Below are 23,021 nucleotides of genomic sequence, written 5' to 3'. Positions count from 1 at the left end.
CGGGCGGAATCAAAGGGTGTGGGTCGGGCGACTGGAACCGAGGTGCCCGGCGAGGATCTGCTCGATGCGCCCGCGCAGCGCGCGTCCCGAATCGTCGGCACTGAAATGCACGCCTATCCCCTGCGTGCGGCCGCCCTGGGGGCCACGTGGCGTGATCCATACGACGCTCCCCGCGACCGGGTGCTTCGTCGGGTCGTCCATCAGTTGCAGCAGCATGAACACCTCGTCGCCGATCTGGTGGGGCCGCGGCGTCGGCACGAAGATGCCGCCGTTCGCGAGGAATGGCATGTAGGCGGCGTACAGCGCGGACTTCGAGTTGATGTTCAGCGACAACACGCTCGGACGTGCGGCGCTCGGTTTGTTTTCGCTCATGATCGGGGTTCCGCCAGCGCGCGCGCATAGCGCAACAGCATGTCTTCGAGCATCAGTCGGGCATTCAGCGGATGCTGTGCGACCCGGCGAATCCGGGCGAATTCATTGTAGCAGTTCAGCACTGCGGCCACGTTGGAGCGCTGCGCCAGCGCGCGCACCACCTCTTCCTCGCGGGGAAAGAACCGTACGCGGCCGCCGAGGCGCAGCGAAGCAAGATCGGTGACCCAGCGCTGCATCCATTCGACCAGCTGCACGATACCGAAACCGGCTGCGAGCGCTTCCTTCGATTTCAGCCAGGCTTCCCACTGACCCGCAAGCTGGAGCGGATCGGTTGCGGGCAACTGCGCCACGTCGCGCACGAAACGGGCAAGCAGCGCGCCGGCGCCCTGCCCGGCCAACCGCTGCGCTGCAAGCGGCATGCCGCCGGTCAGGGCGAGGAGGTCCGCCGCCGGGGCTTCCTGCGTGCCGAGCCACTGCCCGACCACGTCCGTCGCCGGCTGCGAAAAGCTCCACTGCTGGCAGCGGCTGCGGATCGTCGGCAGCAGGCGGCGCGGAGCCGAGGACACGAGCACGAACAGGCACCCGGCGGGAGGCTCTTCGAGCAGCTTCAGTAGCGCGTTGGCGGTATATGGGTTCATTGCCTCGGCCGGATCGACGACGATGACGCGTCGACCGCTCTGGTGCCCGGTCACCGACAGCGATTGCTGCAGGTCGCGGATCTGCTCGATGACGATCTGCGTGGACTTCTTCTTTGCCGACCCGATGTCGCGTTCCCCGCCTTCCCTGCTCTCGTCGCCGTTGCCCGCTTCCATGTCGGCAGCCGGCACGATCATGAAGAGATCGGGGTGGTTGCCCGAGCGGCGCAGTTGGCAAGTCGTGCACCGGTCGCAGGCGCAGCCGTCCGGGCGAGGCGTCGCACACAGCAGCCGCGCCGCCAGCGCGTCGGCGAGATCGCGCTTGCCGAGTCCCGCCGGCCCGACGAACAGCAGCGCGTGCGGCAGGCGTTCACCGAGCGCGACGAGCCGCTGCCAGGTTTCCTGCAGCCACGGGTGGATCATCGCAGGCAACACTCCTCGACGATCGCCTCGACCTCGGCGCGGATCGATTCGGCCGTACCTCCGGCATCGATGATCCGGATCCGCCCGGGCGCCATACGCGCCCGTTCGAGGTACGCGGCGCGCACCCGCTCGAAGAAATCGCGCTGCTCGCGCTCGAAGCGGTCGGGTTCTGCGCCGCCTTTTGCGAGCCGTGCAGCGGCGACCTCCGGTGGCAGATCGAAGACGAGCGTCAGGTCGGGCTGGAAGCCCGGATGCACCCACGCTTCGAGCGCTGCGAACTTCGCCGGGTCGAGGCCGCGCCCGCCCACCTGGTACGCATAGGTGGCATCCGAAAAGCGGTCCGACACGACCCATCGCCCGGCCGCGAGTGCCGGCAGGATGCGCGCGGCGAGATGCTCGCGGCGCGCGGCGAACATCAGCAGCGCTTCGGTCTCGAGATGCATCGGCTCGTGCAGGAGCAGCTCGCGCAAGCGCTCGCCGAGCGCCGTGCCGCCGGGTTCACGGGTCTGTTCGACGCACAGGCCGCGTGCCTCGAGCAGCGCGACGACGGCCGCGATCTGGCTGCTCTTGCCCGCCCCGTCTATGCCTTCGAACGTGATGAAACGTGCCTGCGCCTGCGATCCGCTCAACTTCCCGTTCTCCGCTGGTATTGACTCACGGCCTTGTTATGGTCGTTCAGATTCGTCGAAAACTCGCTCGTGCCGTCACCGCGAGAGACGAAATAGAGGTAATCGGTCGTCGGCGGCCTGACCGCGGCCAGCAGCGCGTCGAGTCCCGGCATCGCGATCGGGGTCGGCGGAAGCCCGGTGCGCGTATAGGTGTTGTAGGCGTGGTCGGTTTCGAGGTCGCGCTTGCGCAGATTCCCGTCGAACGCGTTGCCCTGGCCATAGATCACCGTCGGATCGGTCTGCAAACGCATGCCGCTGCGCAGGCGGTTCACGAACACCGATGCAATGAGCGTGCGATCTTCCGCGCGACCTGTTTCCTTCTCGACGATCGAGGCGAGGATCAGCGCTTCGTACGGCGACGCGAGAGGCAGATCGGGGTTTCGCGTCTCCCACGCCTGCGCGAGCCGCTCGTGCATCGCCCGATACGTGCGGGCGAGCAGCGCCAGCGCGCTCGACTGTTTGTCGAAAAGATAGGTATCGGGAAAGAACAGCCCTTCGGGATGGGACTCCGTCGCGCCGATGCGCTGCAGGATCTCCGCCTCCGACAGGCCCACGGTATCCTGTATCAGTTCGGGGCTTGCTTCGAGCGCGGCCCGTACCTGGCGGAAATTCCAGCCCTCGACGAGGCGCAGTTGAGCCTGCGACACGTCACCGCTAGACAGCTTGAGGATCAGCAGCCACGGCGTGACCCCGGTGTGGACCTCGTAGCTGCCCGCCAGAATGCGGTCGGCCTTGCCCGTGAGCCGCGCGACCCAGTACAGCACGCGCGGATCGACATCGACACCGGCACCGGCGATCGCCGCAGCCGTCTCGCGCATCGTAAACCCGCGCTGCACCGTGAAGTCGACGACCGGCCGGGCGAGCGGCAGCGGACGCGTGACATACCACCACGCGGCGGCGAGACTCGCTGCAGCGCCGAGTGCGACGACGAGAAACAATCGGAGGAGCAGCGACTTCATGCGATAGCGAAATAATTGGACTTCAGCGTGTCGGAGGCGATGCGCCGGCGACCGCTGGCGGCGGACGGACCCTATAATACTTCATCGCATTCTTCGACTCCGGCTTAACGACATGAATACGAATAGTACGAATACGACTTGGACCCATTCGACCTGGACCGATTTTCTCATCGCGGAAGGCGCCACGATCGAAAGCACCGGCATCCGCTTCGATGCCCCGGACGCCGGGCTTACGCCGGCTGCCACTGTCGTCGTGCCGCTCGTCAATCTCGGGATCATCCGCAGCCGCGGTGAAGACTCCGCGCCGTTCCTGCACAACCTGTTCTCGAACGACGTCAAGAACCTCTCGGCCGAGGGCGCGCAGTGGACCAGCTTCAACTCGCCGAAAGGCAGGATGCTCGCCAGCATCCTGCTGTGGAAGGAAGCCGACGGTCACGCGCTCGTGATGTCCGCCGACCTCCTGCCAGCGCTGCTGAAGAAGCTGTCGATGTACGTGCTGCGCAGCAAGGTCAAGCTCGCCGATGACGGCGCCGAAACGGCGCTCGTGGGTGTCAGCGGCAGCGAGGCGGGCCAAGTGCTTGCGCGCGCCGGCCTCGCGGTGCCGGCCGCCGCGCCGACTCAGACGGTAACGGGAGACACGCGCTGCATTCGCCTCGACGACAACAACTTCCTCGTCGCGCTTCCCGTCGGCGAGGCTCCGCAAGCATTTGGCGCACTGCTCGCGGCGGGCGCCACGAAGGCCGGCACTGCGGCGTGGCAACTCGCGATGGTCCGCGCCGGCGTGCCTCTGATCACCGTTCCGACGCAGGAAGAATTCGTCGCGCAAATGCTCAATTATGAAATCATCGGCGGCGTCAGTTTCCAGAAAGGCTGCTACCCCGGCCAGGAGATCGTCGCGCGGACGCAATACCTCGGGAAGCTCAAGAAGCGCATGTACCGCGTCCGGATTGCCGATGGTGCGGAGCCGCTGCCGGGCGCCGACGTCTTCGCGCCGGAGTTCGGCGACCAGTCGGCAGGCAAGCTGGTCAACGTCGCGCCCTCCCCCGAAGGCGGGTTCGAAGCGCTCGCGGTCATGCAGACCCGCTGCGCAGAGGCGGGCGACGTGCATCTCGGCAGCCTCGCCGGTCCGCGGCTTTCGTTTCTCGACCTTCCTTACGCCCTGCCCTGAACGATGGCCATCAGCGAAACCGGGCGCATCCATTACTTCATCTACTACCGCATTCGCGCCGGCGTCGACCGCGACGACGCGCATGCGAACGTGCGCGCGATGCAGGCCGCGATTGCCGCCCGCACGAGGGTCGCGGGCCGGCTGATGGAGCGTCGCGGCGACGACGCGACGTGGATGGAGATCTACGAATCCGTTGCCGATCCAGCCGCTTTCGAAGCGACGCTCAATGCCGAGACCGAAGCGCACCGGCTCGCCGACCTGATCGAACCCGGTTCGGCCAGGCACCTCGAACGTTTCGTCGAATGTGCCTGATCGTCGTCGGCTGGCAGGCTCACCCCGACTACCCGCTCGTCGTGGCCGCGAACCGCGACGAGTTCCTCGCTCGTCCCGCGGTGCCCGCCCACTGGTGGACCGACGCGCCGGATCTGCTCGCCGGCCGGGATCTCGAGGGCGGCGGGACGTGGATGGGAATCACGCGCGGCGGGCGCTTCGCGGCATTGACGAATTATCGCGACCCGACGCTGCACCGGCCCGGGGCGCCGTCGCGCGGCATTGTGGTGCGCGACTGCCTCGCCCCCGCCGACAACGCCAACACCCAGGCAACTCTTGGCCGCATTGCCGCGGTCAGTCCCGACTATGCCGCGTTCAACCTGCTCGTCAGCGACGGTGCGGATCTGGGCATCCATGAAAGCACCACTGGCGCCGTAAGGCTGCTCGACGCGGGCATCTACGGGCTGTCGAACCATCTCCTCGATACGCCGTGGCCGAAAGTCCGGCTCGCCCGCGAGCGCTTCGGCGCTGCCCTTGCCCGCCTGCCCGAAGACGAAGAGGATGCGTTCCTCCCGCTGTTGCGCGACGACGCTGCGGCACCCGACAGCCACCTGCCGGAAACCGGCGTCAGTGCAGACTGGGAGCGTTGGCTGTCGTCCGCGTTCATCCGCGCGCCGGGTTACGGCACGCGCTGCTCGACCGTGATCACCGTGCGGCGCGATGGCGACGTGAAGTTCGTCGAATGGACGTGGGATGACCAGGGCGAACTGGCAAGCGAGGTGCGGCACCGCTTTACCGCACGCACTCCCGTTGCACGCTGAGTCGCAGCGGATGCGCCGTGCCTGCCGAATCGCCGCGTACCCCGGGCGGCTCTACCCGACGATCTCGACGGCGGTGCCGACCGGGACGAGTTCGAACAGCTCGATGATGTCGCGGTTGCGCATGCGGATGCAGCCGTGCGAACGTGGAACGCCCATCGGCTCGCCGTCCGGCGTGCCATGAATGTAGATATAGCGGCGCATCGAATCGACGTCGCCGAGCCGGTTGCGCCCCGGCTCGCACCCACACAGCCACAGGATGCGCGACAAAATCCAGTCGCGGCCGGGATGCTGCGCAGCTAAACCGGGCGACCAGACTTCGCCGGTCCGACGCCGTCCGCGGAATACTGCGCCCGCAGGCGCATTGGCGCCGATCCTGGCCCGAATGCGGTGCAGGCCGCGCGGCGTGCAGCCGCTGTCCCGAACTTCGCCGGCACCTTTTTCGCCGGTCGATACCGGATAGCACCGGATGCAGGCGCCGTCCGGGCCGAACAGAAACAGCCGCTGCGCGGCAATGCTGATCCGGATGTGCACGATCGTCACGCGATGAGGGTGCGCCCGCGCCGGGCAGCGAAGAACCCCGACAGCAGACGGCCGCATTCGTCGGCGAGCACGCCGCCGGCGACTTCCGCGTGATGATTGAGCCGCCGCTCGGCAAAAAGGTCAATGATGCTGCCGGCAACGCCTGTCCTCGGATCGCGGGCGCCGAACACGACGCGCGCCACCCGCGCATGCATGATCGCGCCACTGCACATCGCGCACGGTTCGAGCGTGACGAACAGCTCGCAGCCGGGAAAGCGGTAGTTTCCGAGCCGTTCGCCCGCGTCGCGCAACGCCATCACTTCGGCGTGCGCGCTCGGATCGTGGCGCCTGATCGGCTGATTGAAGCCGCGGCCGACGATCTCGCCGTCGAGCACGACGACTGCACCGACCGGCACCTCGTCACACGCCCCCGCCATTCGCGCCTGCTCCAGCGCCGCCCGCATGAAATCTTCGTCACTCATCGCACTCGTCTCCTCGCCCCGCAGTTTACTGGAGCGCGGCTGGCGGACGAAGTTGCTGGGGACAAAGACAGGTCAGGCCGGCTACGAAGCTGACAGGTAGCCAAAACTACAGGATTTGCTCGTGCGCCCGGGGTGGCGCTGGCGCGGTTGCCAAGGAAGCGGCAGCCCAGCTGCCGCTTCCCTGGTACGACGTTCATCGCAATGCTTGTGGTATTACGCCGCAGCCAGCGCCTTGGCGAGTTTCGCCTTCAGCCGCTGGGCGGTCTTCTCGGCGCCGACGACGAAGCGGCTGTGCTTGCCGCGGGCGACTTCCTCGAGCGCGTCGCGCGCGGTGAATTCGAACGTCACGGCCGGGCCATTGACTTCGGTCACCGTCACGGTGATCTCGATCCACATGCCGAGCAAGGTCGCACCGACGTGGTCGAGTTCGACGCGCGTGCCGACCGAGTCCTTGCCCGCTTCGATGTTTTCGAGCAGCAGGTCGCGGCAGACGACTTCGATGTCGTACAGCAGGCTCGGCGTCGAGTAGACGCGGCAATCGTCGCCCATGAATCCGATCGTGCGGCCGGCATCGATGTCGTAACGGCGCGTCGAGGTCAGGCCGGCTTTCAGGGTCTCGCTCATTTGATTTCCTCCAGTTGTTCCATGTTTTCCAAAGGCAGCCGCCCGGATGGAAGGCTGCCGCTTTTTCAGCCCAGGCTTATTGATTGCGGTTCTTGATCGCGTCCGCGTTGAGGCGGGCTTCGACGTAGCGGACCAGCGCTCGCGTGCCGCGCCCGCAGTTGCGGAACACGCACACGCCCTGGTCCATCAGGCGGGCGGCCATCGCGTCGTAGAGGACGCCGCCGTCGACGATGCCGATCACCGGCTTGTCGTTGCGTTCGACCAGCGGCGGCATCAGATGGACTGTGCTCTTCGGGTCCGACAAATCGAAGCCGGGGCGCAGCGTGCTCGATTCGAGGGCGCGGATCGACGGCGCGGTCGGGTCGAGGCCGACGACGACGGCGTCGATGTTCGGATCGTCGAGGAAAGCCTGCGTGATCAGCAGGTGCGCTTCGTCGTCGGCGCCGGGGTTGATGTCGATCGGATTGCGCACTTCGACCAGCGCGTCGAGCCGCTTCGCCGCGAGGATCTCCTCGACGCGCTTGACGGCCGCGTCTTCGAGTGTCCCCATCTCCAGCGCGAAAGTCTCGGAGACGATCGAATCGGCCATGCCGACAGCCTCGAAACCGGCGCCGCTGATCGCCCCGATGCGTTTGCCGACTTTCTTGTGATGCAGCGCGCCAGCGATGTAGAAAAGATCGTCGAACGTATTGAAATCCTCGGCGACGATCGCGCCGGCCTGGCGCAGCACCGACTCGAACAGCACCGGGTCGCCGGCGATCGAAGCCGTGTGCCCCATGACACCACCGGCCCCGGCTTCGGTGCGGCCGGACTTGTAGACGACGACCTGCTTGCCGTTCTCGACCGCGCGGCGCACCGCCTTGGCGAAATCGAGTCCGTCGCCGTCCTTGAAACCTTCGATGTAGACGCCGATCGTCTCGATGTCCGGGCGTTCGGCGAAGAAACCGAGCATGTCGCCGTGCGTCAGATCGGTCTGGTTGCCCAGTGCGAGCATGTAGCGCGGGTCGAGCCACGGGTTCTGCGACAGCCGCGTGATCATGAACGCGCCGCTCTGGCTCAGCATCACCGAATTGCGTTCGAGCTTCTTCTGCGGCTTGGGCAGGCGCTCGAGCGGAATGAACCAGGAATCGTAGCCGCCCGGATGCGACACCACGCCGAGGCAGTTCGCGCCGAGGAAGACCGGCCCGCCGTCGGGTCTGCCGTGTGCCGCGTTGATGCGCGCAGCCAGCGCCGCTGCCGGCTCCCGGCTCTTCGCCGTCTCGCCAAGGCTGCCGGGAATCAGCATCACCGACTCGACCGCGTCGGTTTCGATGATCTCGTCGACGAGGCCGTACACCGCGTCGGCGGCGACCGCGACGATCAGGAGATCGAGCTTGTGGTCGAGCGCCTTGAGACCCTCGACGCAGCGCACGCCGTCGATCTCGGTCTCGCCGGGACGCAGGATCGTCAGTTTTTCCTTCGGATAGCCGCTGCCCATCAGGTTCTTCAGGATGATGCGGCCGAAGTTCATGCTCGTCGCCGACACGCCGATGATGCCGATCGACTGGGGATGGATCAGCTTGTCGATCTTGTGCACCGGACGCGGCAGGCGGCCTGCGACCGGGGCGCCGAACTCGAAGCGGGCGCTGCCAACCGTGGGCTTCTTGTTGAACTGCACCGAGTCGAGTTCGAGCGTGCGCAGCACGTACGGCGCTTGCGGGTTCGTCGCGGAATACTCGCGGGCGAGGCCGAGCATCAGGCCGAAGCAGAATTCGAGCACCTGGTCCGGCGCACGACGTCCGTCACGCTGTGCCAAGGCTGCCATCTTGCGGTACGCGAGGGTGCGCCGGAACAGGCCGAGAAAGCCGGCGGCGTCGGTCAGTTCGACCGAGGCCGAAACGCTCGCGCGGTCCTTGCGGAAATTGTCGCGGTCGAGCTGTGCATCGATGCCGCCCTGCCCTGCGGTGATGACGATGCCGAACTCGCGCGTGTTGTTCAATTCGATGCGAAGATCGACGCCGCCCGGCGTCCCCTCGGCCAGCGCGGCGCCGAAGCTGGCGACGAACTTCTCGAGTTCCGCGGCGTTGAGCGCGTCGCGCCCTTCCGATGCCGCCTGCTTGAACAGCTCTCCGGCCACGGCGTTCACCGTCGCGCCCGGATTGAAGGTCGACCGATCGTTCACTGTGCTGTCTCCGTTATCGCCCCGCGGCTTGCCGCACGGCTTTTGTTGGAATTCCCTTCTGCTACCGGTGCCGTATCACACACTCGCCTTCGGCCGCTTGTCGACGACGCGCTTCGCCTTGCCGACCTGCGTGCGCTCGATGCTGTCCGTCTCGAGCACATGGACGTCAGCCGACACGCCGACCGCGCTCTTGATCTCGTGGCGGAGCTCGGTCGCGATCGCGGCGCGCTGGCTCGCACTGAGCACCTCCGACAGGTCGTGGCGCACTTCGGCAAGCACCGTCATCTCGTCCATGTGGTGCTCGCGAGTGATCTGCAGCTGGTAATGGCCACACAGGCATTCATGCTTGAGCAGGATTTCCTCGATCTGCGTCGGGAAGACGTTCACGCCGCGAATGATCAGCATGTCGTCGCTGCGGCCGGTGATCTTGCCCATACGCCTCATCGGCCGCGCGGTTCCCGGCAGCAGCATGGTGAGGTCGCGCGTGCGGTAGCGGATGATCGGCAGCGCTTCCTTCGTCAACGACGTGAACACGAGTTCGCCCAGTTGGCCGTCGGGCAGCACTTCGCCGGTCTCGGGATCGATGATCTCGGGATAGAAATGGTCTTCCCAGATATGTGGGCCGTCCTTCGTCTCGATGCATTCGCAGGCGACGCCCGGGCCGATGACTTCGGACAGGCCGTAAATGTCGATCGCGTCGATGCCGAGGCGCGTCTCGATCTCGCGGCGCATCTCGTTGGTCCACGGCTCGGCGCCGAATACGCCGAGGCGCAACGACGTCGAAGTCGGGTCGATGCCTTGGCGCTGCAGCTCGTCGGCGATCGTCAGCATGTACGACGGCGTCGCGAGGATGATCGTCGGGGCGAATTCGCGGATCAGCTGCACCTGTTTCTCGGTGTTGCCGCCCCCCATCGGGATCACCGCGGCGCCGAGATTCTCGCCGCCGTAATGCGCCCCGAGGCCGCCCGTGAACAGGCCGTAGCCGTAGGAATTCAGGATGATGTCGTTGCGCGTGCCGCCGGCGGCGCGCAGCGAGCGGCCCACGACGCCCGCCCACATCTCGATGTCGTTCTTGGTGTAGCCGACGACGGTCGGCAGACCGGTCGTGCCGGACGAGGCGTGCACGCGCACGATCTCGCTCATCGGCACCGCGAACATTCCGTAAGGGTAGTTCTCGCGCAGTTCCTTCTTGCTCGTGAAGGGGAAACGGGCGAGATCGGACAATTGCTTCAGGTCGGACGGATGCACGCCGGCGGCGTCGAACGCGGCGCGGTAGTGCGGCACGTTGTCGTATGCGTGCTGCAACGACCATTTCATGCGTTCGAGCTGCAGTGCGGCAAGTTCCTCGCGGCTCGCCGTCTCGATCGGTTCCAGTTCGTCACCTGCCGAGGCGCGCCCCGACTCCCAGTCTTGTCTAGCCGCCATGGGCCTGCTCCGAAAAACGTTGGATGAATTTTGCATTTTCCACGACCTTCCCCTGGATGTGCTCGATCTGATCGGCGCTCAGGTGGCGGAAGCGTCCCATGGCCTTGAGGTAGTCGGTGACCGGCAGCGGGTCGTCGACGGAGCGACTGAATCTGAGGCCTTCGCTCGGCGTGAATTCCCACAGCATGACGAAGTTGGTCTCGACGGCTTTTCTCGCGACTTCCATGTTCTGGTCGGACGGAAAGCGCCAGCCGGTCGTGCAGGGGGAATAGACGTGCACGTAGGCGAAACCCGTTTTCGACGCTTCGATCGCGCGGTCGAGCTTCGCGTAGAGATCTTCCATGTACGCGGTCGAGGCGGTCGCGACGTACGCGCAGCGGTGATTGACCATCAGCAGCGGCAGGTTCTTCGCGTCCTGCGTCTTGCCCTGCGCAGGTTGCCCGGCGCTGCAGCCGGCGCCGATCGGCGTCGTCGAAGTCCAGGCGCCGTACGGCGTGCAGCTCGAGCGCTGCATGCCGGTGTTCATGTAGCCTTCGTTGTCGACGACCATGAAGAGCATCTGCTCGCCGCGCTCGGCGGCGCCCGACAGCGACTGGAAGCCGACGTCCGACGCCCCGCCGTCACCGGCGATCGCCAAGGCCGTGACGTCCCGCCCCATGCGCTTGAACTGGCGCTTGACGCCGGCGAGCATCGCCGCAGTGTTCGTCAGGAGCGGATGGAAGACCGGGACCTTCGTGCCGGTCGTGCCGTTGAAGCCGACCGAGCCCATGCCGGGCACGCACCCGGGAGGGGTCGCAAGCACGGTGTCGGGGCCGACGCGGCGCAGCGTGTGGCGCATCAGCAGCTCCGTGTTGCAGCCCTGGCAGCCGGAGAGCCCCGGCGCGAAGAGGTCTTCCCAGTCGCCGACTTCGTTATAGATGTTCGCCGTCGTCACATAGGTCAGCGCGCCCTTGCTGCATACCGGCACGCACGCCGGCTTGCCATCGCAGGTGTCGCACTTCGACACGTGGCCGCTGACTTCGTCGAGCGCGATGCCGCCGTACGCACAGCCGACCGTGCACAGCAGGCAGTCGACGCATTTCGAAGCGTCCCAGCCGATCACGCCCGACGCGCCGTCCTTGGCCAAGGCGCCTGCCGGGCACACGGTGACGCATTTCGGATCGGCGCACTGGCGGCACAGCGCCAGCTCGAACGCTTTTTCAGTGGCGTCCTTGATTGCATCCTGAGTTGCGTCCCAGGTTGCGTCCTGAGTTGCGTTACCCCGGCCGACGATCTGGATACGCGAGCGCGCCCAATCATCGGTGCCGGTCTTGGCCTGCGCGCAGGCCGTCATGCAATCGCCGCAGCCGTCGCACTTGGCGGGGTCGAAGGCGATCGTGCTGTAAGCTCGTCCCATATCTGCTCCTTGATCGGGCGCGTCTAGCGCCACGTCCTCGACATCAGCTCACGGCCGACTTTGAGCGGGTCGGCGACCAGGCGCTCCTTGTCTGCCGTGAGGTCCATGCGCCGCACGATCAGCTGGCACATGATGCCGCCGTCGAAGAATTCATTGACGCCGAAGATGCCGGCGAGGCGCCCGTCGCGGAAGATCGCCTTCAGGTAACGCCCGGTTTTTTCATCGAAGCGGGTCAGGACTTCACTGCCTTCGGGCGCTTCGCTCGAGCCGACCGAGATCGCATGCCGGCCGAAGAAGTGGTAGGTGTTGAGCGGCACGCCGCCCGCGTAAGGCTTGATGCCCGCATCACCCGCCATCGCCATGCCGGCCAGACGTCCCTGCTCGGTCGCCGAAGGCAGGATGGCGTTGACGCGCGGCGTCGGCGAGAAGAAATGCTTCGCCTGCGCACAGTCGCCCGCCGCCCAGACGTTGGCCACGCTCGTGCGCATCGTGTCGTCGACGAGGATGCCGTGGTCGAACGCGACGCCGCTGCCGTTGAGGTATTCGAGGTTCGGCTTGACGCCGGTCGCGACGAGCAGGAGATCGGCTTCGAGGCTCTGGCCGTTGGCGAGCGTCAGGCGCGCGCCCACCGATGAGGGCTCGAGGCGCACGACGCGGCTGCCGGTCAGGATCTTTGCGCCGTTGTCGGTGAAAGCCTGCTCGATCATCTGCGCAGCGACTTTGTCGAAATAGCCCGCGGTGAGCTGGTCGCTCATCTCGACGATGGTCACGCTCGCGCCGGCCTTGACGAGATTTTCGGCCGCGTGCATGCCGACGAGCCCTGCGCCGAGCACGACCGCCTGGCGCGACTGCGCGATCGCCTCGCGCAGCCCGAGCGCATCATCGAGCGTCCGGAGCACGTGGTAGGAGACGGTGTCGATGCCCGGGATCGGCGGGATCGCCGGCGAGGTGCCGGTCGCGAGCAAGAGCTTGTCGTAGGCGAGCCGCGTGCCGTCGGCGAGTTCCGCGGTGTTCGAGTCCGCGTGCAGCGCGGCGAGTCCCGCACCCGGCCGGTAGCTCACCGCGTTGCGTGCGAAGAAGTCGTCGTCCCTGAGGAACACGCGCTCGGGCGCGGATTTTCCGGAGACGACATAGGGCAGCACGGTCGGGGAATACGGCAGGTGCGCATCGCGCGTCACCACTGTCAGCGTGCCGGTCGCGTCGTGCATGCGGATCGCGCTGATCGCCTCGAGCGCCGCATGGCTGCTGCCGACGACGAGATATTGAGTCTGTTCCATCGCTGGTTCCATGGTTCTGCCGCCCTCAGTCATTCTCGTTGAGCCACACCGGCTCGGTAGGCGCTGGCCCGTCGAGCAGCCGCTCGGTGGCGTCGATGACGCGGTGGAAGTGCCCGGTCGTGATGTCCGCGCCAGCCAGCCCGCCGATGAAGCTCATCGCCGGCAGCACCGTGCCCGTTTGCCCCGCGAGGCGGTACAGCACACCGAGCACTTCCTGGTACATCGGCCCGCAGTTCCAGCGGAAACCGACTGAACGGTCGACGACGCCGAGCGCGCGCACTTTCGACAAGGCGCGCGTCAAGGCTTCGACCGGGAACGGGCTGAACGTCTTGATCTTGATGAGGCCGACTTTCTTGCCGGCTTCGCGCGCCTCGTCGACCGCGTCCTTCGCTGCCCCCGTCATGCTGCCGAGCGTCATGATCGCGAACTCGGCATCCTCCAAGCGGTACTCCTCGACGAGCGGGGCGTAACTGCGCCCGAAGCGCTCGGCCCACTCGGCATGCACCGCTTCGATCACGCCCAGCGCGTTCTGCATGCCGCGGCACTGGCTCTTGCGATAGCGCACGAATGTCGCCGGCCCCTTGCCGCCCGCGCCACCGGTGAGCGGATCGACCGCCATCGGCTTCAACGGGTCGAGGGCGACGTGCCAGTTGACGTCCTTCGCCCCCATGAACGCATCGACGTCCGACTGCTCGGGCAGCTCGATGCGCGCCGTGCCGTACGACAGGTAGTTGCCGTCGAGACAGATGTTCACCGGCAGCATCACGTCGTGGTCTTCGGCGATCCTGAACGCCATCACCGTCGTGTCGAGCACTTCCTGCACCGTTTCGCAGTAGATCTGCACCCAGCCGACTTCGCGCACCGTCATCGCGTCCTGGTGCCCGCCCCACACGCACTGCGGCGTGATGCCGTCGCGCGTGACGATCGACATCACGATCGGCAGGCGCATGCCGGAAGTGCGGAAATACGGCTCGAACATGAACGCGAGGCCAGGCCCGCAGGTCGCCGTGTAGGTGCGCGCGCCGGCCAGGGCGCCGCCTTGCAGCACCGACAGCACCGAGTGTTCGCCTTCGGCGTCCACGATGTCGGCGTCCATCTTGCCGTCGGCGATGAGGCTGGCGACGTGCTCGACGAGCGAGGACTGCGGCGTGATCGGATACACCGCGACCATGTCGGGGCGCGCGAGCGCGACGGCCAGCGCGGCCGCTTCGTTGCCTTCGCACAGCATCACTTTCTGCTTCTTCGGTGCGCTGACGGCGGGTTTTTCGAGCGTGGTGGTGCTCATGTTCACTGGGCCTCCCCGATCATCGTGATCGCGCGCTGCGGGCACTCGGTCGCACAGATGCCGCAGCCTTTACAGGTGTTGAGGTTGAAGTCGAACCACGCGGCGTGCTCCTCGACGCACTGCACCGGGCAGTACAGCCAGCACACCGCGCATTTGACGCATTTGTCGCGGTCGACGACCGGACGCTGGCTGCGCCAGTCGCCGGGCAGCATCGGGCTGATGTCGGTCGCGACCGGGCACAGGTCGTCGGGGACGCCCGCCTGCTCGAGGTTGAACAGCGGATAGCTTTGATGCCGGCTCATGCGGCGACCCTCCTTTCGATCTGGTGCACGCTCGTCTCGGCGTAGCCGCGCTCGAGCGCTGTCATGTTCTGCGCGAGCCCGGCGTCGCGAAAGTCCGAGCCCTCGAGCGCGCGCTTCAAGGCGTCGAGCGACACTACGCCCGTCGTCTTCGCGAACGCGCCGAGCATCAGGGTGTTGGTGATCGGGCGGCGGAAGATCTCGATGGCGATTTTCACCGCGTCACACAGGCCCACGCGCCCGACCGTGTCAGGCAGCACGAGCTCCGCGAGCGGCTTGTGCGTCGCCTGAATGAGCGTGCCGCCCGGCTTCAGGCCGGCGAAGATATCGACCGAGCGGGTCAGCGTCGGATCGACGCAGATCAGGCAGTCGGGGTGGTAGATATTGGTGAGCTGGCGGATCGGGCGATCGCTCGCACGCAGGAACGACACCACCGGCGCGCCGCGCCGCTCGAAGCCGAACGACGGGATCGACACCGCGTATTTGCCTTCCTCGACCAGCGCCGCGGCCAGAATGCCCGACGCCAGCACCGAACCCTGGCCGCCCCGGCCATGGAATCGCACCTCGTACATCTTGTCTCCTCCTGCTGCTCGCGGAACCCGGCTCGCTGGCCCGGTCCCTGTCGTTTGCTTCGGTTGGCGGGGGATCAGCCCCCGGCCGTTCAGCTGGCGCCGCCCCAGCCCGGTTTCACCGCGGCGCCGGCCGGACCGCGCCCGCGCACCGGCAGGTGCGGCAGCGCGAAGCCCTGCGTGAAGGCGGCGCGGCGCACCAGCGTGTATTTGACGAGCCAGCCGCCGCCAACCGCGATCAGTCCGGCCGGAATCAGCGCGAGGCCGGCCAGCGGAGCGCCGAGCGCCGCCAGCAGCAGCAATGCTGCCGGAACCAGGTTGCCGAACTTGAGGAACTGTCCGTCGACCGCCCCCAGCGCACGCAGGCTGCCTTCCGGCGCGCCGTCGGCGCGCAGGCCGGCGAGGTAACTGCGCCACAGCAGGACGCGAATCAGCAGCAGCCCGAGCGTCACGGCGGCGACTGCGATCTGGCCCGCCGCGCTCGTAATTACGAACGGCGCCGCCACCGCCACCAGCGCCGCGCCTTCAGCGAAACCGGTCGCGACAAGCATCGGCCGGCAGCGCGCATGGCGCCACGCCGGGATCCCCTTGTCGGCGGACAGGATGCGCGCCTGGGCATAGACGAAAGCGGCGCCGAACACGCCCGTCAGCAGCACGAACAGATTGTGACCGGTGAGCAGCGCCAGCGCGCCACAGACGAATACCAGCGGCGCCACCGCCGCTTCGCGCGTCATCCACGAGGTGGCCAGATGCCGATAGACGTTCAGCGCACGCCACGGCTTGCCGATCTCGAACCACACGCAGGTGAGCCCGGCGCCGATCAGCGCCATCCCGCCGAGCAGCAGGGCGCGAACGTCCGTGCCCGCGAGGCTCGCCAAGGCGGCAAAGAACAGCAGTCCGCCGCCCGCGCCACCGGCAATGAAGTTCGACGCCGCGCGCCAGTCCCAGTTGTGCTGCTGGCGCGGCCCGATCCGCTCGCCCGCCTTCAAGGTCTTCGCTTTCATCGCGGCCTTCACCCCTTGTCCCAGATGTAATACACGCCGGGGCCCGTGCCGAGTTCCTCGTGCATGCGAAATGATTGCGTCTCGACCAAGAGCCGGCTGACGTTGCTGTTGGGGTCGTCGATATCGCCGAAGCTCATCGCTCCCGAGATGCACGAATTGACGCACGCCGGCGTGACTTCGGGGTCGCGCCCGGGCACCTGGCCGGTCCTCGCCGCTTCATCGATGCGATCGACGCAGAACGTGCATTTCATCGACACGCCGATCCGCGCCGGGTCGAAGCGCACTGATTCGGAGGCGATCGGCGTGTCGCCGTAGGCGAACTTCGCCTCGTGCACGATCGAGCGCGCCTCGTACGGACAGGCCATCACGCAGTTCGCGCAGCCGATACAAGTGTCGTAGTCGATGGTGACCAGACCGTCGGCGCGCTTTTTCGTCGCCGTGGTCGGGCACACTTCCTCGCACGGCGGCTCGTCGCAATGCATGCACGAGATCGGCACGAAGCTGCGGCGCACGTCGGGAAATTCGCCCGTTTCGATATCGAGCACGCGGCGCCACTGCACTCCCGGCGGCGTCGCGTTGGCGTTCTTGCACGCCGCGGTACAGGTCTGGCAGCCGACGCAGCGGCGCAGATCGATGGCCATCACGTAGCGGGTCATACGGTCTCCTTAGCAGCAACCTTGCGCAGCGCCACGCGCACGATGTCCGAACCCGAGCCGGTCGCATCCGTGAGCTCGAGCGACATCGGCGCGATCGTGTTGAGGCTCGGCATGCCGAAATCCTTGGCGAAAGGCGTCGCCCAGTGGTCGAACTGGCCAAGGATCACGAGCGTGTCCGGGCGCACGCCCTGCGCGAGCACCGCGTCGCCGTAGGTCGCGCCGATGTGCGAGCGGATCTCGACGCGGTCGCCCTCAGCGATGCCGAGGCGCTTCGCGGTTCCAGCGTTGATGATCACGCCGGTGTGGCCGCGCACGTTCTGCGAGACTTCACGCATCAGCGCAATCGAGACATTGCCGCCGGTGTGGTACTGCATGCTCTTGGTCGCGAGCAGCCATAGCGGAAAGTCGTCCGGGTTGGCGCCGACATTGACAAGCTGCTCGGTCCAGCGCCCGGGCACGTCGTGCCACTCGGGCAGCGCCGTGTATTCGGAGAGCTGCGCGTCCCACCAGTGCATCTTCTGCTCGTGCAGCCGGTTGCCCAGTTCCCGCCCGATCCGCAACAGCCGCTCCTGGTACGGCATCTCGTAGCGCAAGCCCTGTTTTTCCATCGTCGGCGTGAGGTACCAGTCGAACTTCGACATCGGCACGGTGTAGAAGCCGTGCGCCTTGAACCATTCGAGGTCGTGGGTTTCGGCGCCATTCGACAGGCTCGCCGACGAAGCCTTGCAGATCGCGTCCCAGATCGGCTCGACGCCATGTTCCTGGCTCAGGTCGAGCGAATGGTCGTAATGCTCGCCTTTGAGCGGCGCCCCGCCTCCGGCGCCGCGGTTGAGCGCGGCGTTGTAGCCTTCGAGCAGCCCCGTGCGCTTCGCCAGTTCGGTGCTGATCCACGTGAAATCGCGCGCCTCGCCCTGCGGCTCGACCGCGGGCTGGCGCAGCACGACGCCGCGGTGCTCCCAGAACTGCTCGACGAACTTCGTGCCGCCGACCTTGATCATCTGCAGCGACTCAAGGTCGGTCGCCTCAGGCAGCAGCACGTCGGCCATCCAGTTGGTTTCATCGACCGTGTAGGCGAAGCACACCGTGAAGGGGAACGTCGCGATCGTGTCGACCAGCGTCGGCGTATCCCAGAACGAGATCGCCGGGTTCGAGCGATAGACGAACCACACGTCCGGCAGCGTCGGCGCCGGCATCGACCAGTCGCTCGGCACTTCGCGCAGGTGCATCCACGCCAGTTGGGTCGGGCCGAGCGCCTGGCTCCAGGCGCTGTTGCCGACGATCGGCACGAGCGTGCGGTGCGCGTTGCGCCCCGTCGGCGTCGACACCCAGTGTTCCTTGTCGGTCGGGTTGAAGTTCTGCGCCATGAAGCCGTCTTCGCCGGCCTTGACGCTGACGTGGCGGTCATCGTGCGGGCGGTTCAGCCGCACCGTCGTGCCGAGCGTGCCGCCGGGGTTCTCGAGCGCGCCGACGAGAGTCGCCAAGAGCGTGCGTGCCCAGCAGCATTCGAACGCGCCCCAGCCGTTGTTGACCGACTTGCCGAGCGTCACCGCGACCGGGCGCAGCGGCAAAGTGTGGCCGTCGATCTCGATCGTGGTACCGATCGACGCCGCTTCGAGGTATTCGTTGGCGATGCGGCGGATCGTCGCGGCCGGCACGTCGCACACGCCCGCGGCCCATTCCGGCGTGTATTTCTTCATGTGCTCGACGAGCATCGTGAATGCGGTCTTGCCTTCGACCGCACCCATCTCGCGACACACATCGTCGGCATCGACACTCACGGCACCGGCCACGGCAAAGCATCCGGCCACGGCCGGCACCGCGCCCGGCGTGTCGAACGGCACGGCGCGCCCGGTTCTCTCGTCCCACAGCAGCGGCTTGCGTGTCGCCGCGTCACGCAGGTACAGGCCGTCCGGCCCGACGAGATACGGCGACGAGGTGCGATCGCGCAGGAACGGCACGTCGAGCTTGTCGAGCCCCTGTTCGCACACCAGCACGTGGATCAGCGCGAACATGAACGCGGGGTCGGTCTTCGGCCGGATCGGTACCCATTCAGCCGAACAGGCGCCGGTCACCGACAGGTGCGGCTCGACCTGCACGCGCTTGTAGCCACGCACGCGCGCTCCGGCGTGGCGCGTGACCGCGCACGGGCCGCCGGAGGCTTCGACGTTCGAGCCGATCGAGATCACGTAGTCGGCGAGCGGCGTGTCGGCCGCGACCGTGAAGGCGCGGTGCCAGAACTCGCCGTACAGGTGCTCGGAGTGCACGCACTTGACGCCCTGGCCCGAGCCGAAGCTGAAGTCGATCGGGCCCCACGCGGAAAGAAAGGCCGGGAACGTACCCATGTACATCGCCGGCGTGCCGCCGTGGCCGAAGCTCGCGGCGAGTCGCGGCAGGCCGGCTTCGTCCGTCACCCCTTTCGCGCGCGTCGCGGTGAGCTTCGCGGCGACGAGGTCGAGCGCCTCGTCCCACGACACCGGCACGAAGCCCGGATCCTCGTTGCGCCCTTTCTTCGGGTTCGTGCGCTTCATCGGCTGCAGCACGCGGTGCGGGTTGTAGGTCTTTTGCACCAGTCCGTAGGCTTTCACGCACACGCGGCCGCGCGCCGGATGGACGTCCTCGGCGGCGAAGTTCGGCTCGATTTCGGTCGCGACGCCGTCGACGACCTTGACGGTCATGAAGTCCGGGCCGGCCACGCAGTTGTAGCAGTAGCTCGGGACTTTCGCGACCGACTGCGGCTTGGGGGCAAGCGTCATGGTGTTCCTCACCTCAATGAATGCGTTGCGGATGCGAATACACGCTGTGGCGCTCGCCGCGTGCAAACCCGATCAATGTGACGCCGGCCGCTTCGGCCAGGCGTACCGCCATGCCGGTCGGCGCCGAGACCGCCGCGACGACCGCGATACCCACGGCAGCGGCTTTCTGCACGATCTCGTAGCTCGCGCGGCTCGTCATCAGCACGAAGCCGTCGCCGAACGCGCCACCGTGGGCAGCGACCGCGCCGATCAGCTTGTCGAGCGCATTGTGCCGGCCGACGTCCTCGCGCACGAGCTCGACCGCGCCATCGAGGGCGCACCATGCCGCCGCATGCACCGCGCCGGTCAGGTGGAAGAGGTGCTGGCGCGCGTGCAGCTCGGCCTGTGCGCGGGACAATGCGCCCGCCTGCAGCGCACCGCGGCGCGCATCGACCGTGCCGAGCGGGCGGCCTGCGATCTGGTCCAGGCTCTCGACGCCGCACAGCCCGCAGCCAGTGCGCCCAGCCATCGCACGGCGACGCTGGCGCAGCCCGGCGAAGCGTTCGCCGGCGATGCGCATCTGCACTTCGCTGCCTTGGGGATGCTCGACCACTTCGAGGTCGTAGAGCTCGCGGGCCTCGTTGATGATGCCTTCGCTCAGACTGAAGCCGAGCGCGAAGTCTTCGAGGTCCTGAGGCGTGGTCATCATTACGGCGTGGGAAAACCCGTTGTACACGAGGGCAGCGGGGACTTCTTCGGCAACCATGTCTTCTGCGCGGGTGGCGTCGCCGTCGACCCAGCGCTCCACCCCTACCCTGCCGTGCGAATCTGCGATCGAATCCGAATCGTGCCGCATCGCTCACCCCGCCAATCGGTTTCACCCCGATCCGCCGAGATTGGCGAATCAGCCTCTTCACATGACCGTAACGATACAAATCAGTCTGGACGAAGTCAATACATTTGTATCGTTTTTCCTCCAACATTTCATGGTGCGACGCATCATTTTCAGCCGCTGCAAAGAGTGTCGTATTTCGTTCTCCGATGAGCGGGCACCCCTGTCCGAATCACGAGCCTCCTGTTCTTAAATCGCCTGACCGGCGCTAGAATCAATCGGCATTCAATTCAATAATGAAATACCCCTCCCCTCAGAAAAACACGGTCACGACAATGAAGAGTCGGTTCATCACGCAGTGGATCAACGATTACCTGGCGGAACGCCGCGTACGCGCGAACTCGCTGATCATCACCATCTACGGAGATTTCATCGCCCCGCACGGCGGAACCGTGTGGCTCGGCAGTTTCATACGGCTGGTCGAGCCGCTGGGCCTGAACGAGAGAATGGTCCGCACCAGCGTCTATCGCCTGTCGCAGGACAAGTGGCTGGTTTCCGAGCAGATCGGACGCAAAAGCTATTACAGCCTCACTGCCTCGGGACGACGGCGCTTCGAACACGCCTATCGCCGGATCTACGACGCACGGCAGCTACCGTGGAACGGCGAATGGCAGCTCGTGATCCTGCCTTCGACGCTGCCCGCCCCGCAGCGGGACGCACTGCGCAAGGAACTGTCATGGGCGGGTTACGGAACGATCGCTCCGTGCGTGCTCGCACACCCGTCGGCAGACACCGAAACCTTGCTGGAAATCCTGCAGGAGACCGGCACCCACGACAAGGTCGTACCGATGACCGCGCACAATCTCGGCGCGCTGTCGAACCGCCCGCTGCAGGATCTGGCGCGTGAATGCTGGAATCTGGAGGCAATCGGCGCGACTTACCGGGAGTTCGCGGACCGGCTGCGGCCCGTGCTGCGGGCGCTGCGTACTGCTCGCGACCTGGACCCGGAACAGTGCTTCCTCGTGCAGACCCTGACGATGCACGATTTTCGTCGCGCCCTGCTGCACGACCCGCTGCTGCCCGATCAACTGATGCCTGTCGACTGGAGCGGTGCGGTCGCCCGCGAAGTGTGCCGAGACATTTATCGCATCACGTATCGCCTTGCCCAGCAGCACCTGATGGCGACATGCAAGACGCCAAATGGCCCGCTGCCGCCCGCCGCGCCGTATTTCTACGAACGTTTCGGCGGCCTCGAGGACACTACACACCGTGAAGCAGCGGAGCAGCAGTAGCGCAGAAACCCGCCTGCGCTGACTGCTGATCCGGAAACCGTTCCTGGTCAATCAATTCACAACGTATTCTTGATACACAAAAAGCTCTATCGAGCTTTTTGTTTGTATCCTGTTTTGTCACTCTCTCCCGCCCACGGTTGACCGCCCGGGCCGGGCAGGGCCGGAAGAGGCGCTACGCAGCCACCAGTTGCACGATGGCATCGACCGGACAGACGTCGATGCACTGCGGTGAGTCGAAGTAGCCGACACATTCCGTGCACTTGCCGGCATCGATGGCGAAAACGTCGTCTCCGGCGGTGATTGCCTCGTTCGGACACTCCGGAACGCACACGTCGCAACTGATGCAGTCGTCGTTGATCATCAAGGCCATTGCCGCTTTCTCCTGTTTTGTACGCTTGGGTCCATGGTGATTCGGCCCGGGTTCGCCGGAGAGGTGCATCGACGGGAGCACCCTTCCGGCCATCGCCGGCATTCCGATGGCCGAACGGTAGCACCCGTATTGCTCCCAGTCAAATTGTTTGACGTCTAACAATATAATTGCAGTTCAACGTGAAGGCGATCTACGGTAGCATTCGAGCCTGAAACCCAAGTAGCGTCTGTGACGCCAAGCCCGGAATGGACATGACAAGAAAGAAGACATCCGCAGATAAAGGCCTCGATTTCGGCATTCTGCCCAGCCTTGCCGGCTATCAGCTGCGGCTTGCGCAGATCGCGATCTTTCGCGATTTCGCCGCTGCGCTCGGCGAGTTCGACGTCACGCCCGGACTGTTCGGCGTCATCGTCATCATCGACGCGAACCCCGGACTCAAGCAGAGCGAACTTGCCCGCGCAGCGCACCTCGACCGCTCGACGGTGGTCTCGGTGATCGACAATCTCGAACGCCGCCGCCTCGTCGAACGACGGCCGGCCGAAAACGACCGTCGCTCGAACGCGCTTGTGCTCACCCCGGACGGAATCGCACTGCTGAAAAAACTCAAGCGCCGCGTCGGCGAACACGAGAAACGGCTGGTCGAGCACCTGTCCGAAGAGGAGCGCGTCACGCTGGTGACGCTGCTGCAGAAGATATTTCCGGAACAGCGTTGACCCGGCTGTCGCACTGGGGGCGCGACGAAATTCACCCTGCTGCCCGCGAAAGATCCGGGCGCCTCGCAG

23 protein-coding genes and 1 pseudogene are annotated in these 23,021 nt (G+C 66.2%); 5 read left to right on the top strand and 19 right to left on the bottom strand.

Going from position 1 to position 23,021, the window contains the following annotated elements:
* Positions 1-9 precede the first annotated feature (9 nt).
* Genes EBN1_RS15315 through mltG form a run of 4 tightly spaced genes read right to left on the bottom strand, consistent with a single transcriptional unit; the run spans position 10 to position 3,057 of the window.
* Positions 10-372, bottom strand: a complete 363-nt coding sequence (locus tag EBN1_RS15315; RefSeq protein ID WP_011238880.1) for a PilZ domain-containing protein — start codon at positions 370-372, stop codon at positions 10-12.
* The gene (holB, locus tag EBN1_RS15310; protein ID WP_011238879.1) at positions 369-1,430 is read right to left on the bottom strand and encodes a DNA polymerase III subunit delta'; all 1,062 of its coding nucleotides are present in this window, start codon (positions 1,428-1,430) and stop codon (positions 369-371) included. Before holB ends, EBN1_RS15315 begins: the two co-directional genes overlap by 4 nt.
* Positions 1,427-2,059, bottom strand: a complete 633-nt coding sequence (gene tmk / locus EBN1_RS15305) for a dTMP kinase (RefSeq protein WP_011238878.1) — start codon at positions 2,057-2,059, stop codon at positions 1,427-1,429. Before tmk ends, holB begins: the two co-directional genes overlap by 4 nt.
* Positions 2,056-3,057, bottom strand: coding sequence for an endolytic transglycosylase MltG (mltG, locus tag EBN1_RS15300; RefSeq protein WP_011238877.1), 1,002 nt, complete (start codon positions 3,055-3,057; stop codon positions 2,056-2,058). The genes tmk and mltG overlap by 4 nt, the downstream gene beginning before the upstream one ends.
* A gap of 112 nt (positions 3,058-3,169) precedes the next feature.
* Here mltG and ygfZ point away from each other — a divergent pair, with 112 nt between their 5' ends.
* The 3 genes from ygfZ to EBN1_RS15285 are packed head-to-tail and all read left to right on the top strand — an operon-like array spanning position 3,170 to position 5,316.
* Positions 3,170-4,225, top strand: a complete 1,056-nt coding sequence (gene ygfZ / locus EBN1_RS15295; RefSeq protein ID WP_011238876.1) for a CAF17-like 4Fe-4S cluster assembly/insertion protein YgfZ — start codon at positions 3,170-3,172, stop codon at positions 4,223-4,225.
* A 3-nt stretch (positions 4,226-4,228) separates the two neighbouring features.
* Positions 4,229-4,537, top strand: a complete 309-nt coding sequence (locus EBN1_RS15290) for a DUF4936 family protein (RefSeq protein WP_011238875.1) — start codon at positions 4,229-4,231, stop codon at positions 4,535-4,537.
* The gene (locus EBN1_RS15285; RefSeq protein ID WP_011238874.1) at positions 4,528-5,316 is read left to right on the top strand and encodes an NRDE family protein; all 789 of its coding nucleotides are present in this window, start codon (positions 4,528-4,530) and stop codon (positions 5,314-5,316) included. The genes EBN1_RS15290 and EBN1_RS15285 overlap by 10 nt, the downstream gene beginning before the upstream one ends.
* A 51-nt stretch (positions 5,317-5,367) precedes the next feature.
* Here EBN1_RS15285 and EBN1_RS15280 read toward each other — a convergent pair whose 3' ends face one another.
* The 14 genes from EBN1_RS15280 to fdhD form a co-directional block, all read right to left on the bottom strand.
* Entirely contained in the window at positions 5,368-5,856 is a 489-nt protein-coding gene (locus EBN1_RS15280) for a L,D-transpeptidase (RefSeq protein ID WP_011238873.1), read from the bottom strand.
* Entirely contained in the window at positions 5,853-6,317 is a 465-nt protein-coding gene (gene tadA, locus EBN1_RS15275) for a tRNA adenosine(34) deaminase TadA (protein ID WP_011238872.1), read from the bottom strand. Before tadA ends, EBN1_RS15280 begins: the two co-directional genes overlap by 4 nt.
* Before the next feature lie 213 nt (positions 6,318-6,530).
* Positions 6,531-6,941, bottom strand: coding sequence for a thioesterase family protein (locus EBN1_RS15270; RefSeq protein WP_011238871.1), 411 nt, complete (start codon positions 6,939-6,941; stop codon positions 6,531-6,533).
* A 76-nt stretch (positions 6,942-7,017) separates the two neighbouring features.
* Positions 7,018-9,102: a CoA-binding protein gene (locus tag EBN1_RS15265; RefSeq protein ID WP_011238870.1), complete on the bottom strand. Its 2,085-nt coding sequence runs from the start codon at positions 9,100-9,102 to the stop codon at positions 7,018-7,020.
* Positions 9,103-9,177: 75 nt separating this feature from the next.
* Entirely contained in the window at positions 9,178-10,527 is a 1,350-nt protein-coding gene (gene paaK, locus EBN1_RS15260) for a phenylacetate--CoA ligase PaaK (RefSeq protein WP_011238869.1), read from the bottom strand.
* Positions 10,517-11,923 (bottom strand): NADH-dependent phenylglyoxylate dehydrogenase subunit beta, encoded by a 1,407-nt coding sequence (padI, locus tag EBN1_RS15255; protein ID WP_011238868.1) that lies wholly within the window; start codon positions 11,921-11,923, stop codon positions 10,517-10,519. The genes paaK and padI overlap by 11 nt, the downstream gene beginning before the upstream one ends.
* Before the next feature lie 23 nt (positions 11,924-11,946).
* Positions 11,947-13,200: an NADH-dependent phenylglyoxylate dehydrogenase subunit epsilon gene (padH, locus tag EBN1_RS15250; protein ID WP_041646480.1), complete on the bottom strand. Its 1,254-nt coding sequence runs from the start codon at positions 13,198-13,200 to the stop codon at positions 11,947-11,949.
* A 25-nt stretch (positions 13,201-13,225) separates the two neighbouring features.
* Entirely contained in the window at positions 13,226-14,485 is a 1,260-nt protein-coding gene (padG, locus tag EBN1_RS15245; RefSeq protein WP_011238866.1) for an NADH-dependent phenylglyoxylate dehydrogenase subunit alpha, read from the bottom strand.
* Between the two features lie 2 nt (positions 14,486-14,487).
* Positions 14,488-14,787, bottom strand: coding sequence for an NADH-dependent phenylglyoxylate dehydrogenase subunit delta (gene padF, locus EBN1_RS15240; protein WP_011238865.1), 300 nt, complete (start codon positions 14,785-14,787; stop codon positions 14,488-14,490).
* Positions 14,784-15,356, bottom strand: coding sequence for an NADH-dependent phenylglyoxylate dehydrogenase subunit gamma (gene padE, locus EBN1_RS15235; RefSeq protein ID WP_011238864.1), 573 nt, complete (start codon positions 15,354-15,356; stop codon positions 14,784-14,786). Before padE ends, padF begins: the two co-directional genes overlap by 4 nt.
* Positions 15,357-15,445: 89 nt before the next feature.
* Positions 15,446-16,357, bottom strand: coding sequence for a DmsC/YnfH family molybdoenzyme membrane anchor subunit (locus EBN1_RS15230; protein WP_011238863.1), 912 nt, complete (start codon positions 16,355-16,357; stop codon positions 15,446-15,448).
* An 8-nt stretch (positions 16,358-16,365) separates the two neighbouring features.
* Positions 16,366-17,013 carry a 4Fe-4S dicluster domain-containing protein gene (locus tag EBN1_RS15225; protein WP_011238862.1) on the bottom strand — a complete coding sequence of 216 codons (648 nt, stop codon included), beginning with the start codon at positions 17,011-17,013 and terminating at the stop codon, positions 16,366-16,368.
* Positions 17,010-19,766 (bottom strand): molybdopterin-dependent oxidoreductase, encoded by a 2,757-nt coding sequence (locus tag EBN1_RS15220; protein WP_011238861.1) that lies wholly within the window; start codon positions 19,764-19,766, stop codon positions 17,010-17,012. The genes EBN1_RS15225 and EBN1_RS15220 overlap by 4 nt, the downstream gene beginning before the upstream one ends.
* 13 nt (positions 19,767-19,779) lie before the next feature.
* Positions 19,780-20,601 carry a formate dehydrogenase accessory sulfurtransferase FdhD gene (fdhD, locus tag EBN1_RS15215; RefSeq protein WP_011238860.1) on the bottom strand — a complete coding sequence of 274 codons (822 nt, stop codon included), beginning with the start codon at positions 20,599-20,601 and terminating at the stop codon, positions 19,780-19,782.
* 311 nt (positions 20,602-20,912) lie between these two features.
* Between fdhD and paaX the strand changes: the two genes are divergently transcribed.
* Entirely contained in the window at positions 20,913-21,869 is a 957-nt protein-coding gene (paaX, locus tag EBN1_RS15210) for a phenylacetic acid degradation operon negative regulatory protein PaaX (RefSeq protein ID WP_011238859.1), read from the top strand.
* 193 nt (positions 21,870-22,062) lie between these two features.
* Here paaX and EBN1_RS15205 read toward each other — a convergent pair.
* Positions 22,063-22,239: pseudogene (locus tag EBN1_RS15205) on the bottom strand (YfhL family 4Fe-4S dicluster ferredoxin); the annotation flags it as partial.
* 251 nt (positions 22,240-22,490) lie between these two features.
* On the opposite strand from EBN1_RS15205, the gene EBN1_RS15200 reads away from it, so the two are divergent.
* Positions 22,491-22,952 (top strand): MarR family winged helix-turn-helix transcriptional regulator, encoded by a 462-nt coding sequence (locus tag EBN1_RS15200; RefSeq protein WP_011238857.1) that lies wholly within the window; start codon positions 22,491-22,493, stop codon positions 22,950-22,952.
* Positions 22,953-23,021: the final 69 nt, after the last annotated feature.

Origin of the sequence: Aromatoleum aromaticum EbN1 (genome assembly GCF_000025965.1) — a bacterium.
GTDB classification, from domain to species: Bacteria; Pseudomonadota; Gammaproteobacteria; order Burkholderiales; family Rhodocyclaceae; genus Aromatoleum; species Aromatoleum aromaticum.
This window is presented reverse-complemented; position numbering and strand designations above follow the sequence as displayed.